The organism is Rhizobiaceae bacterium (assembly GCA_023953835.1).
In the GTDB taxonomy this organism is placed as follows: domain Bacteria; phylum Pseudomonadota; class Alphaproteobacteria; order Rhizobiales; family Rhizobiaceae; genus Mesorhizobium_G.
Genome location: JAMLJB010000001.1, coordinates 1037240 through 1050288 on the forward strand (window position 1 = coordinate 1037240; position 13049 = coordinate 1050288).

The 13049-nt window shown below is 64.3% G+C and carries 12 protein-coding genes; 2 read left to right on the forward strand and 10 right to left on the reverse strand.

Features of this window, described 5'->3' with window-relative positions; translation table 11 throughout:
- Nucleotides 1-37: 37 nt before the first annotated feature.
- Nucleotides 38-1363, reverse strand: coding sequence for an ActS/PrrB/RegB family redox-sensitive histidine kinase (locus M9924_04875; protein ID MCO5063732.1), 1326 nt, complete (start codon nucleotides 1361-1363; stop codon nucleotides 38-40).
- Nucleotides 1364-1399: 36 nt separating this feature from the next.
- Nucleotides 1400-3871: an ATP-dependent helicase HrpB gene (gene hrpB / locus M9924_04880; protein MCO5063733.1), complete on the reverse strand. Its 2472-nt coding sequence runs from the start codon at nucleotides 3869-3871 to the stop codon at nucleotides 1400-1402.
- A gap of 104 nt (nucleotides 3872-3975) precedes the next feature.
- On the opposite strand from hrpB, the gene M9924_04885 reads away from it, so the two are divergent.
- Nucleotides 3976-4332, forward strand: a complete 357-nt coding sequence (locus M9924_04885; protein MCO5063734.1) for a GFA family protein — start codon at nucleotides 3976-3978, stop codon at nucleotides 4330-4332.
- 158 nt (nucleotides 4333-4490) lie between these two features.
- Here the strand turns inward: M9924_04885 and M9924_04890 are convergent, their stop codons facing one another.
- From M9924_04890 to M9924_04920, 7 genes are read right to left on the reverse strand one after another with little or no spacing between them, the layout of a single operon-like run.
- Nucleotides 4491-5591, reverse strand: coding sequence for a DUF1513 domain-containing protein (locus tag M9924_04890; protein MCO5063735.1), 1101 nt, complete (start codon nucleotides 5589-5591; stop codon nucleotides 4491-4493).
- A 2-nt stretch (nucleotides 5592-5593) separates the two neighbouring features.
- Entirely contained in the window at nucleotides 5594-6685 is a 1092-nt protein-coding gene (locus tag M9924_04895; protein ID MCO5063736.1) for a peptidase M75, Imelysin, read from the reverse strand.
- Nucleotides 6685-8277: a c-type cytochrome gene (locus M9924_04900; GenBank protein MCO5063737.1), complete on the reverse strand. Its 1593-nt coding sequence runs from the start codon at nucleotides 8275-8277 to the stop codon at nucleotides 6685-6687. Before M9924_04900 ends, M9924_04895 begins: the two co-directional genes overlap by 1 nt.
- A gap of 9 nt (nucleotides 8278-8286) precedes the next feature.
- Complete coding sequence (gene bfr, locus M9924_04905; protein MCO5063738.1) at nucleotides 8287-8781, reverse strand: bacterioferritin; 495 nt, start codon at nucleotides 8779-8781, stop codon at nucleotides 8287-8289.
- Nucleotides 8747-9058, reverse strand: a complete 312-nt coding sequence (locus M9924_04910; protein MCO5063739.1) for a (2Fe-2S)-binding protein — start codon at nucleotides 9056-9058, stop codon at nucleotides 8747-8749. Before M9924_04910 ends, bfr begins: the two co-directional genes overlap by 35 nt.
- Nucleotides 9059-9115: 57 nt before the next feature.
- Nucleotides 9116-10420 (reverse strand): imelysin family protein, encoded by a 1305-nt coding sequence (locus tag M9924_04915; GenBank protein MCO5063740.1) that lies wholly within the window; start codon nucleotides 10418-10420, stop codon nucleotides 9116-9118.
- Between the two features lie 10 nt (nucleotides 10421-10430).
- Entirely contained in the window at nucleotides 10431-10922 is a 492-nt protein-coding gene (locus M9924_04920) for a hypothetical protein (protein ID MCO5063741.1), read from the reverse strand.
- Nucleotides 10923-11626: 704 nt separating this feature from the next.
- On the opposite strand from M9924_04920, the gene M9924_04925 reads away from it, so the two are divergent.
- Nucleotides 11627-11992 carry a septal ring lytic transglycosylase RlpA family protein gene (locus M9924_04925; GenBank protein ID MCO5063742.1) on the forward strand — a complete coding sequence of 122 codons (366 nt, stop codon included), beginning with the start codon at nucleotides 11627-11629 and terminating at the stop codon, nucleotides 11990-11992.
- On the opposite strand, the gene M9924_04930 is transcribed toward M9924_04925, so the two are convergent.
- Nucleotides 11993-13045, reverse strand: coding sequence for a D-alanine:D-lactate ligase-like protein (locus M9924_04930; protein ID MCO5063743.1), 1053 nt, complete (start codon nucleotides 13043-13045; stop codon nucleotides 11993-11995).
- Between the last annotated feature and the right edge of the window lie 4 nt (nucleotides 13046-13049).

Sequence of the window (13049 nt, forward strand, 5' to 3'; positions counted from 1 at the left end):
TTTGCGTACCACCTGCCAGCAAAGCATTCGATATTCCTCATCCAAACTCGAGCTGCCGGTCCGACTCGGTGCTGCTGAGGAAATTGCCGCGCGGCCATGACACGTCCACCAGTGCGCCCTCTCCCCTTTCCATCGAATTGCCGAAGCGAAGCTCCGCGCCCGAACGCTCCAGAAGTGTCTTTGCGATGAACAGGCCAAGACCCAGCCCGCCGCCCGCCGCGTCAGGGTTCGCCTGGCGGGTCGAAACATAGGGCTCGCCGATGCGGTCGATGATTTCCGGCGGGAAGCCCGGGCCGTCATCGAGCACGCTGATGCGCACGGACTCAAAGTCCCATTCCCATTTGATCGTGACCGTCTCCTTCGCGAAATCGACCGCGTTTTCCACCAGATTGCCGAGGCCATAGATCACGCCGGGGTTGCGCTGGCCGACCGGCTCGGGCCCGATGCGCTCGCCCGGCACAAGCTCGATGGCGATGCCGAAATCCCGATGCGGAGCCGTGACCTCCTCGATCAGCGAGGTCAGCGGGAGGCGCGCGAGATGCGCCTCGCTCTCGCTTGAGAGGCTGGTCAGGCGCTTCAAAATCTCGCGGCACCGCTCGCCCTGCGTTCTCAGGAGCGTTACGTCCTCGCGGAACCGGCTGTCACCGTCGAGCGCGCGCTCCATTTCCCGCGCGACGAGCGTGATGGTGGCAAGCGGCGTGCCCAGTTCGTGCGCCGCGGCAGCCGCAAGGCCGTCCAGCGCAGACAGGTGCTGCTCGCGTTGAAGCACGAGTTCGGTCGCCGCCAGCGCATCCGCAAGCTGCCGCGCCTCTTCCGCGACGCGGAAGGCGTAAAGCCCGGTGAAGGAGATGCACGAAAACACCGCCATCCACATGCCGGCCACATAGACGAAGGGGATTTCGAGCCGCTGGCCGTCCACCCAAGGAAGCTGGAGGTGGAAGAAAACGAGCAGCGTGGCTACGGCCATGACGAAGCCGCCGAGCAGCGCCGTCAGCCTGAGCGGCAGGGAGGTTGCTGAAATCACCACAGGCACGGTGAGCAGGAGCGAAAACGGATTGGTCAGCCCGCCGGTCATATACAGAAGGCCGCCGAGTTGCAGGCTGTCGAACACCAGTATGCTGAAGGCCGCGAGCGGCACGAGGCGATGGGAAGCCGGATAACGAAAGGCGAGGAAAAGGTTCAGCCAGGCCGAGCAGGCGATGAGCGCGAAGCAGAAACTGACCGGCAGCGGATAGTCCAGCCAGTATGCGACCGTCAGCACGGTCAGGCTTTGCCCGACAATCGCCAGCCAGCGCAGGCGAATGAGCGTATTGAGGCGAAGCCTGTGCGCCTGCGCCGGACCGGAAAGACCAGGTTCTTTCATGGGCGTGTTATGCGATGAAAAGGGGCTGGCGGGCAATCATTTGCCGCGAGGCTTCGCACGGTTCGTGGCCTGCGCAGCGGCGGGATCTTCCGGCCACACATGCCGCGGGTAGCGGCCACGCATATCGGAACGCACATCGGCCCATGAGCCCCGCCAGAAGCTGGGCAAGTCGCTGGTCAATTGTATCGGGCGGTGGGCAGGCGAAAGCAGCTCGACCGCAAGCGGCACCGTGCCGTTGGCGATCGAAGGATGGGTCCCCAAGCCGAACAGTTCCTGCACGCGGATGGAAAGCGTCGGATGCTCACGATCATAGTCGATGGGCACATGGCTGCCGGACGGGGCAGCGAAATGGGTCGGCGCCATCTGGTCGAGCTTGCGCTGGAGGTCGTGCGGCACCAGCGACAGCAGGCCCTCGCGCAGCGATGACGGGTCGATGCGCTTCAAGTTGGCCTCGCCGGTCAGGAAGGGCGCCAGCCAGTCGTCCAGCCGCGCCAGAAGGTGCGGGTCCGACATGTCCGGCCAGGGGTCGCCCAGCCCGCGATGCAGCCAATGCAGCCTGCGCCGCAGGCGTTCGCCCTCCTTGCTCCACGGCAGGATTTGCAGCCCGTGTTCCCTCACCGCCGCGACGACGGCGCTGTCGGCCTCGGCTCCCGCCGGTTGCGGCAGCATGCGCCCGGAAAGCGTGATCGCGCCAAGCCGCGTCAGTTCGCGCACCCGCACCGCGCCCTTTTCCGGGTCGAACTCGGTGACTGTCCGCTTTTCGATCCGGCTGCCGAGCGCAGCCCGGATGTCGGCCTCCTCGACGGGGGCGGCAGCGGCGATCCGCGACGACTGCGCCCTGCCCTGAAGATCGGCCACGACGAGGAACGGTGCGCCCGCCAGAGGGCTGGCTTCGTCGACGCTTGCGCCACGCCCGTTCGCGAGGACGAAACTTCCGCGCGCGCCACGCGCTTTCGCCACGCGATCCGGCCAGGCGTCGATCAGCAATCGCCCGAGCGGCGGGTCGGATTGCGCCGCGCCGCCGCCCGCCTGCCGCGCCAGCCTCTCGGCCAGTTGCCGCGCCGCATTCGCGCGGGGCGAACGTTCGGATATGAAGCGTGCCATGCGCTGCTCCAGATCGACGGAATCACCGCCCAGTCCGCGCTCGGTCAGAAGCACGGCGAGGCGCGCCGCCTGCGAGGCGCTTCCCTGCTTCGCCGCTTCGGCGACCATGTGCGCAAGGCGCACCGGCAGGGCGAGCCTGCGCATGGCAGCACCGGTCGCCGTCAGCCGGCCCGTTTCATCGAGCGCGCCGAGTTCGCCCAGCAGAGCCCGCGCTTCCGCCAGCGCGGCAGCGGGCGGCGGGTCGAGAAAAGCGAGGGTGGACGGATCGGAAACGCCGAAGGCGGCGCTGTCCAGCAGCAATCCCGAAAGGTCGGCCTCGCGGATTTCCGGCGCAGTGAAAGGCGGCAGCGCGGCAGTCTGCTCCGCGCGCCACAGGCGCAGCGCGATACCCGGTTGCGTGCGGCCCGCGCGGCCTGCCCGCTGGTCGGCCGAAGCGCGCGAGACACGCACGGTTTCGAGCCGCGTCAGGCCGGTCGCGGGTTCATAGCGCGGCAGGCGCGAGAGACCGGAATCGATGACGACGCGCACGCCGTCGATGGTGATGGAGGTTTCGGCGATGGCGGTCGCCAGCACCACCTTGCGGCGACCGGGCGGCGCCGGGCGTATCGCCATGTCCTGCGCCTTGCCGTCCATCGTGCCATAAAGCGCCACAAGGTCCGTATCGGCGGGAACGCGCCCTTGCAGCCGCTCCAGCGTCCGCACGATCTCGCGCTGGCCGGGAAGGAAGGCGAGAATGCCTCCCGTTTCGCCGGACAGCGTGTCCCGGATCGCGCGCGCCATCGCATCCTCGATCGCCTCGCCGGGCGGGCGTTCGGAATAGCGGATTTCGACGGGATAGCTGCGGCCCTCGCTTTCGATGACGGGGGCGTTTCGCAAGAGCGCGGCGACCCGTGCGCCATCTATGGTCGCGGACATCACCAGCACGCGAAGGTCGGGCCGCAGCGCGCCCTGCACGTCGAGCGCGAGCGCGAGGCCGAAATCGCCGTCCAGCGACCGTTCGTGGAACTCGTCGAACAGCACCGCGCAAGTGCCGGAAAGCTCGGGGTCGTCGAGGATCATGCGCGACAGCACGCTTTCGGTGACGACAAGGATGCGGGTGGCTGCCGAGACGCGTGTTTCCATGCGCATCGCGTAGCCAACCGTCTGCCCGACCTCCTCGCCAAGCAGTTCGGCCATGCGGCGCGCGGCGGCGCGGGCGGCCAGCCTGCGGGGTTCGAGCAGGACGATCCTGCCGCCTCTCGCCCAGGACTGGTCCAGCAGCGCAAGCGGCACCAGCGTCGTCTTGCCCGCGCCCGGAGGGGCGACAAGCACGGCGCTGCTGCCTTGCGAAAGAGCTTCGAGCAGGTCTGGGATCGCTGCCCGGACAGGCAGGTCGATCCGGATTTCGTCAAACGTGCGCGCCATGCCGCCCGGTTATCAGCTTGGCAGGAGGGATTCCAGACATGGGTTGCGGCGACGACCGCAAAGATGTTTCATCTGGACGACGATCCACCTTGAGGAAATGAACGTTGGCCATTCAGACATACAAGGGAAGCTGCCAGTGCGGCGCGGTGCGCTACGAAGTGGAAGCCGATCTCGACAATACGATCAGTTGCAACTGCTCGCGATGCGGACGGCTGGGCTCGATCCTGACCTTTGCGCCCACTGACGCATTCCGGCTGATCTCAGGTGAAGACGACCTAACGGACTATCAGTTCAACAAGCATGTCATCCATCACCTGTTCTGCTCAACCTGCGGGATTGAATCCTTTGCTCGCGGCAAGGGAAGAGATGGCTCTGACATGATCGCAATCAATGCCCGATGGCTTGAAGGTGTCGAACCTGACAATTTGGACCCGAAAAAGGTGGACGGTCGGTCTTTCTAGAGCGTTTCACAGTTAGTTTGAAGCATTCTGCCGGCGATGGTTTGCGACAAGGCCAAGGGGTTTGTCGCAGGTCGGGCTGGTGGCCCGGACAAGACAAAGACCGAAGGATTTGGCGCAAACCGGCCCGGCAGAATGCTTCAAACTAACTGTGAAACGCTCTAGGAAACAATCCGCAGCAGGTGATTGTCCCAGACGAATTCCGGCTCGCTGACCGGATCGCCGCCCGGCGCGACGATCTCGCCTTTTCCCGTGCTGACCAGGAACCCCGCGCGGTCGGGCGCGAGGCCGCAGACCTCGGTCAGGCTGGTCGCGGAAAGCACCTTGCCGCTCGCAGCATCCAGTATGGCGAAGGCGTTGCCCTGCGGCGATGAGACTGCGACCGTACCCGCATCGCGATTTGCCGCGACCGAGCCGATATAGTTGCGGAAGCCGCCCAGTATCTTCTCCGGCATGTCGACCAGGCCGAACGATTTGCCGCGCTCGGCCTTGCCGACAAGCAGCGGCGTCTCGCTTTCCGGCCCCTCATGCTGGCAGCCGAACCAGATCGCCCCGTTTGCGGCCACGTCCATGTGGCGGATCGAAAGCTTGTGCAGGTCGGGCGGCAGCTCGTGCTTCTCGAGCAGGTCGCCGGTCAGCCGGTCGATGAACACGAAGGACGGCTTCATGGACGAAACGTTGAGCTTGGCGCGCCCGAAATCGGGATGCGTCTCGATCCCGCCATTGCACACGGCAAGTGTGCGGCCGTCGCCGAGCAGGATCAGCTCGTGCGGGCCGACGCCGTAGGTGGGAAATTCGCCGAGACGGCGGAAGCCGTCGCGCGCGTCGTAGATGCCCACCATGCCGGCGGCGTTGTCAAAATCGTTCTCCGTCGCGTAGAGCAATCCGCCGTCCGGCGAAAACGCGCCGTGGCCGAAGAAGTGCCGGCCTTCCACGCTGTCGATGGTGACCGGCGCGGACTTTCCGGCCGGATCGAACACGATTGCGAATGTACCGGGCTGGCGGGCGAAAATGACCGAGCGGCGCGTGATGGGATCGAAGGCGACGTCATGCCCGCGCTCGGGCAACGCCACGGAATGCACAAGCTCGCCTCGTTCCGTCAGAATGGCGGCACCATAGCTGCCGTCGCGCTTCTGGTAGGCGGTGGCGAACACGGCATCGGCCTCGGCGGCAGCAGCAAGCCCGCGCGGGGCAAGCGCCGCCGCAAAGCCGATGCCGGCGGCCTTCATGAAAGAGCGGCGATCGATGAGATGCCGTGCCATCATCAATCTCCATCGAGCGAGGAAAAGCCCGCCGTCAGGTTGAGCGCACCCGAAAGCCGGGTGCCGAACAGGTCGGACAGGCTGGAGGTGACAACCCCGAAATAGGAAAGCTTCGAGCGCGCGTCCTTGTCGGGAAGGATCGTGTCCAGCGGCTTGCCTTTGAGAGCGGACAGCGCGGTGCGGACATTTCCGAACTCGAAATCGATGGAGCTTCCGAGATAGGCATTGTCGCCGGTCGCGAGCTCCGCCAGATGTGATGCGGCGAACAGTTTCGCGATGCCCTCCATATTCGCGGCAAGCGAATCGACCGTGCCGTTCGAGCGCCAGTAGATCGCCTGTTTCGGCTTGTCGTCATCCGCGTTCTCGCCGAGAAAGCCGTTCAGCCGTACATCGCGGACCATTTCGGTGCCCTGCACCAGGATGTCCATGAGATCGGTCAGGCTTTCATCGTCATTGCGATAAAGCGCATTGGCGGAGCCGGGATTCTCCCAGGTCGAGGCGAAGCCGTCCGCAGCCTCCCATTCGCGGCTGATGTCCCCGGCCATGTTCGAGAGATTCTCCGAAATCGCCTCCGCATAGCGGCAGCGATAGCCGGACGTCCATGCTGCGGGATCGTCAGCGCCCGTGCCGAACAGCAAGAATTCCAATGCGCCCAGCCCCTGCATGGCGACGCTCTTGCCGGCAAGCCGCGTCGCGTCGGTCGCCGTCGCGTCCTCGTTCGAAAGGGCGGCCTGCACCTGCTTGAGCCCGATGCTCTTGCGGTCGGGCCAATGAAGGATGCGCTCCTGCCGGTTGTCCTGCGTGACCGGACCAATCCGGACGGTCTCGATCTCGCTCCACGCCTCCACCACATTCCCGAATGAAGCGCGCGCGGCGTCAAACTCTTTCGGCCCATGCGCCTTGCACAGCGCGCTCACGACCGGAACCATCTCATGGGTTTTCGCGGCGAACTCGCGATAGGCCGGGCGGATGAAACCGTCCACGGCGTCGGCAATGGTTTGATTGGCGGCATGCGCCGCAGACAGGCCCGACATCAGGACGAGGAAGGCCAGAAGGAGGCTCGATCTCAAGGCTATACGCGACAGGACGGTCATTACAGCGACTCCAGGAAATCGATGAGGTTCTGGCGGTCCCCCGCGGACAATCCGGCAAAGGCATCGCGCGCGGCCTGTGCCTCGCCCCCATGCCACAGGATCGCCTCGGTGAGATTTCGCGCGCGACCGTCGTGCAGGAACAGGGTGTGGCCGTTGACCCGCCTGGTCAGGCCGATGCCCCAAAGCGGCGGCGTGCGCCACTCGGCGCCACTCGCCTCGCCGACCTGCTGGCCATCGGCCAGGCCTTCGCCCATGTCGTGCAGCAGGAAATCCGAGTAGGGCCAGATGAGCTGGAAGCTCTGCGCCTTGTTCGGCGTGTCCTTGCGGGTGACGAATTTCGGCGTGTGGCAGGAAATGCAGCCGCTTTCGTAGAAGAGCCGCTTGCCTTCCAGCACATTCGGTTTGTCCATCCCCCGGCGCGCCGGAACGGCAAGGTTCTGCGAATAGAACTCGACCAGATCCATGACCGGATCGGGGGCCTCCACCGGGCCGAGCCGCGTCTGCACGCCGACCGGCATTGCGAGGCAGGCGGCCTGGGCTTCGGTGCAGTCGCCATAGCTCTTCGGGACATCGGGCGTGGATATGCCCATGTCGCCGGCGAACGCATCGGATGCCTGCTCCCGGATCGAGGGCGTCTGCGCCTTCCAGCCAAAGCGGCCAAGCGCGATTTCGCCGTCCCGGTTGCGCACGATGTTAGGGCGACCCGATATGCCGTCGCCGTTCTTGTCGTCGGGATCGGCATTGGCGAGGATATCGGCGGGGTGGATCTGCTCGACAAGGCCAAGGCCGATCATCTGCGGGGTGACGCGCGGCGAAAGCGCGATGCGCGGGTCGAGCGGCCCGTAGGCGGGGTTTTCCACTGTGTAGCTCGGCTTGCGCAGCGACAGCGCGGTGCCGTCCGCCAATGTGACCGGCAGTTCCTCATAGGCGATCTTCATGCGGCCTTCGCCCGCAAGGCCCGGAACAGCGAGGTCCTGCAATTGCGCGCCATAGACGGGGTCGGGAAAATTGAGCACGCGATGCTCGGCGACGAGCCGCTTTTCCTCCTCCGTTTCGGCAGCCCGCGCCAGCCGCAGGAACATAGAGGTGCTGTCCGGCGCGCCTTCCGGCGGGTGGCCCCTTCCATCCTTCAAATGGCAGCTCTGGCAGGCGCGCGCATTGAAAAGCGGCCCCAGCCCGTCCGATGCCTGCGTGGACGACGGCGCGGAAACCCAGACCTTGCGGAACAGGCCGTTGCCGAGCTTGAAGGTCGCTTCCTCCTCGAACGTTATGTTCGCGGAGGATTGCGAGAATGCATCCTGATTGGGGCGCTTCTTCGTGGTGCCCGCGCCACCCGGCAGGAGTTCGAATTGCTCGGCCTTTGAAAAGTCGCGCGTCGGCGCGGTCACGGCGCGCACGCGGGCGATGTCCTCCTTGCCGACATCGCTGCGAACGGTGGGCAGCGCCGCATCCGGCTCGGTTGCCCCGGTTGGCGCAGCAAAAGTGAGGAACAGGAGAAACAGGCCGCGCCCGAACGGACGGACGTGACGGCGCATGAACGGCATGGTGGTTGCACAGGCCGTGCGGCGCAAAATGTCTATTCTGCACCGCATGGCATTTCCTTAGTGATCGTCCTCGGCTTTGTTGGCCGGGGCGGCGTTGAGCTGGCCGTATTTGGCTTCGCCGATGGTTTCCAGCAGTTGGAGCTGCGTTTCGAGGAAGTCGATATGGCCTTCCTCGTCGATGAGCAGTTCCTCAAACAGTTTCATGGTGACGTAGTCACCCTTGTCCGCGCAGATTTCGCGGGACTTCTTGTAGGAGGTGCGGGCGTCGTACTCGCCGGCAAGGTCGCTTTCGAGCACTTCCTTCACGTTCTGGCCGATGCGCAGCGGGGCAACCGACTGGAGGTTCGGATGGCCTTCGAGGAAGATGATGCGCGCGACGAGCTTGTCGGCGTGCTGCATCTCCTCGATGGATTCCGCGCGTTCTTTCTTCGCGAGATTCATGAAACCCCAGTCTTCCAGCAACCGGTAGTGGAGCCAGTATTGGTTGACGGCGCCAAGTTCGAGGAAAAGCGCTTCATTAAGCCGCTCGATGATTTCTTTGTCGCCCTTCATAGGTCCTGCACCCAAATTGGACGCGCAGTTCCCTGACGCGGTCCAGGTGTGAAACGACATCCAGTCCGCTCGCCTCCGAGCGCGAATGATATGCTTCGGTTATCCGAATAATCGTTTCCACCACATTTGGGAAACAGCCGCAACAACGACCGCGCATGCGAAGCCTGTGATAAACTTTCGCAGGCACGATCAACTGCCACGCATCCTCATCGAGCAATTCGAGAATCGTTGCTTCGATCTCTTTCTCGGTGATGAGGTTGCAGTGGCAGATCAGCATGTTTTTCTCTGATGGCTGACGGGGTCGCGCGCGGCCCCGGCTGGCTGTTTGCTCCGCTTACTGGAACACCTTGTCGGGTGCATCCAGGCTGTCCGATCCCTCGAAGGCAATGGCGTCGAGCTTGAGGACCGACACCGCGCGCTCAATGGACTTGGTCTGGTCAACGAGGGCGTCGATGGCCGCCTGCACGGTGGCGTTGCCTTCCGTATTGCCCTCGCCGATCTGCTGGTCATAGGCCTCGCCGCCCTCGGCCCGCTTCTGGATGGCTTCCATCTTCGCGACGGTCGCGTCGAGCTTGCCGTTCAGTTCGGTGTCGATGGCCGGATCGGCTTCCTTGATGAGGTCGGAGACCGAGGGGCCGGAAACCTCCGAACCGTCGATCCGCTTGTAGCTTCCGCGATAGATGTCGCGGATGCCGACCGCATCGTAAAGATGGGAAATATAGGTGTTGTCGGAGAAGCAGTCATGCTCCTCCTCCGGGTCATGCAGCAGCAGGCCGAGTTTCATGCGTTCGCCCGCCAGCTCGCCATAGGAGAGCGAGCCCATGCCGGTGAAGATGGTCGATATGCCCGCAGTGGCGTCGCCGTCCACAAGCGTCTTGCGCGCCTCGCCGCCGTCCTTCCAGTTGTCGACCATTTCCTGAAGGTCGCTGACCAGCAGCGTGGTCGCCGCCTTGAGATAGTCGGCGCGGCGGTCGCAATTGCCGCCCGTGCAGTTGGCCGTGTCGTAGTCGGTGTAAGGGCGGTTGCCGGCGCCGGGGCCGGTCCCGTTCAGGTCCTGCCCCCAGAGCAGGAACTCGATGGCGTGATAGCCGGTCGCGACGTTCGCCTCGATGTCGCCGGCTTCCTGGAGCGTGCCCGACAGAAGCTCCGGCGTGATCTTCGCGACGTCCACCTTCTGGCCGTCGATCTCGATTTCCTTGTTGGCAATGACGTTGGCTGTATAGAGCGAGTTCTCGTCGGACTCGCTCCCGTAGGACTTGTCCACATAGTCGATCAGGCCCTCATCCAGCGGCCACGCGTTCACCCGGCCTTCCCAGTCGTCCACGATGGCGTTGCCGAAGCGGTAGACTTCCGTCTGCTGGTAGGGGATGCGGGCGGCTCTCCATGCGGCGCGCGCGGCATCCAGCGTCTCGGCGGAAGGCTTCGCGATCAGCGCGTCCACCGCGGCGTCGAGCGCCTGCGCCGTGGTCAGCGAATCCTCGTACATGGCGAGCGCGATGTCGGAATAATTCTTGATGACCGCCCCGGTGTCGGTGGCCGCCTTGGCGGGCAGCACGAAAACCGCCGCTGTAAGTGCTGCGGTTGCCGCGATGGCGGCAAGCCGGCCCCGGCGCGGCGAAACGAGCGATGTTTTTCCCATTATGATCTCCTCAATGAATTGTTGCGCGGCCTGCGCGCGAAAGAACGTCCTCGATGGCGGCGAGCGGGATGGGCAGCAGATGCTGCTCGCAATCCGACAGGACATGCGCGAACCCGGAGGCCGCCTCGCAGACCATGTCTGCAAGCGCCGGGCAGGCGATTGCCTCAAGGCATCTGTCGGCCGCTCGCGAATCACCGTGCTGGAGGCCGGCGATCAGGCCGAGCGTCACGCATTCGTCGCGGCAGATGTGGCGCGCACCGAACGGGAAGCTGCGCAACGGACACGCGGCGCAATGACGCAAGGTGCGCACGAAATAGGACAGTTCGGCCAGCGCGCGGCGCGCTTCAGTGGGGCCGAGCACTTCCGCATAGACGCCCCAGGCCGTTTCCCACGGCGTGACCGAGCCGGTCTCGAAACCCGCCATCCAGCGGCGATAGCCTTCGAGGACGAGCTTTTCAGGCGCGCGCTCGAAATAGCAGCCGAAATCCGCCGACGCATTCATCTGAAAGCGCCCCCGGCAGGACAAGCGGAAGCCAACCCCGGCACGGGCGACAGCATGCTGCTTGCACGAATGTGTCGGCGCACGCGAAAGGGCGCGCGAAAAAGAAAAACCACCATTTCCTCCAATCGAATGGGTTAAAGGCCCACACATCAAAGGTTCATCGCCATAAAACCCAATCGCCCGCGACTGTCAACAAATGCGATCGCAAAATCCTTTAATTTCAATATCTTAGAATTATTCTAAACTAGAATAGTCCAGTTATCTGCCAGGCCAAGTGCCTGCATTTGCACGCTTCTGGCGCCGCTCCAGGGCGGGCATGACAGCTTCGCGACTTCCTGCGCGACCGACTGCCGCAGGCTTTACCCCCCAGCGCAGCGCGATCCAGCCCATCCCTCGCCGCCTTTGAGCGCGCAGGAGAATGGAACGATATGACGGCGACCGCTGTTTTCACGTTATGCCGGACCATCGCATATCAACGGTGATCCAAAGTGAAATTCTCATGAAGCATATCCCTCCACGTGAAAGGCCAATAGGACAGTATCCCTATTCATGACCAACGGATATTCTTGGAAATATTAGAAATATATATTCACACATCATGAATGGCATCGCGAAGTTGCCTTCCAATGGTCACATTGTGGCCAAGACATCTGCACGATTCATTTCTAGGCGGCATCCATCGTCAACAGCATGGGACTTGCCTGATGAAGGGAATGAAGCGCTCGGCGCGCGCCGGGATCGTCGCAGCAGCACTGCTTACGGTGGCAGGAACATCCATCGCGCATGCGCAATGCGGCAAAGCCTCCTGGTACGGGCCAGGTTTCCATGGCCGCTCGACCGCCAGCGGAGAACGCTTCAACCAGTCCAGCATGACCGCCGCGCACAAGTCCCTGCCCTTCGGCACAAAGCTTCGCGTCACCAACAAGCGCAACGGCAAGAGCGTCGTCGTGCGCGTCAATGATCGCGGTCCCTATATTCGCGGTCGGATGCTCGACCTTTCCAAGGGTGCTGCCAGCCAGATCGGCATGGTGCGCAGCGGTTCCGCCTCCGTCTGCATCGCCAAGGTCTGATCAGCCCGCCAGCCGCGCTCGCGCCGCGCGCGCCATCGCCTCGGGCAGTTCCAGACCCCAGGTGCGGCGGCAATAGTCGCGGAAATCGAAGCACGGGAGGCCCGGGCAGACCTCGAACTCGATGAGATGCACGGCGCCGTCCGGCTCGACGCGAAGGTCGAGCGAGAACACGTCGCGCAGGCCGAGCCCGGCCATCATTCTGGCGGCGATGGCCCGGACCTCGCGTTCGGCGTGCGGCATGGTGGGGCCCACCTCCTCGATCACGGGCTCTGCGTAGGTCCCGGCAGCCTTTGCCGCCGCGCCGCTCTCCCCATAGAGCGCAAGGCTTTCCTGCATGGTCTGGAAGTCCGAGCCGGACTCCACGAAGCCGACACCGATGCGCCCGGTCGAGGCCTGCGGCTCCACGCCGAGAAAGCTTGCCCGCGCATTGCGCCCGCCGACATAGGGCTGGACAACGACGTCGTCGCGATAGGCGCGAAAGACCCGTCGGCTCAGCGCAAGCGCGTCTTTCAGTTGCTGCACATGGGAGTCGGGGTAGATGCCGATCTTCGCGCCGAGCCTGTTCGGCTTCACGAACCAGCCCAGCGCCGAAGCGGGCGGCTCGACCAGCCACGCGCCATCGCGCGCGAGCCCCCCTTTCGGGCAGGGAAGGCCAAGCGCATGCAGGACCGCGCCGGAACGGAACTTGTCCTGGCAGAGTGCAAACAGAGAATCCTCCGAGCCGAAACATTGGAAGCCCCGGAGGCGGGCGAGCGCGGGCGCGGCGCTTCCCCGGAAATAGGCAATGCCGTCCGTGAGCGTCCAGACCAGCGATTTCGACGGATCGCAGCGCGACAGCGCAGCGTCGAGGTCGTCCAATTCAACCGGAAGGAAGGCCATGCCCAAGCGTGCGCAGGCATGTTCCAGCTCGCCGAACTCTTCGCTGAGGTCTGTGGATTGCGCGAGATAGGAGCTTATTTCGCGGGCGTGCGCGGCGTCGATCCCGTCATTGGCGAGGCGCGCCCTGCATGCGGCCTCGGTTTCATAGGCGAGGATCAGGACCGGCTGCGCCATCGAT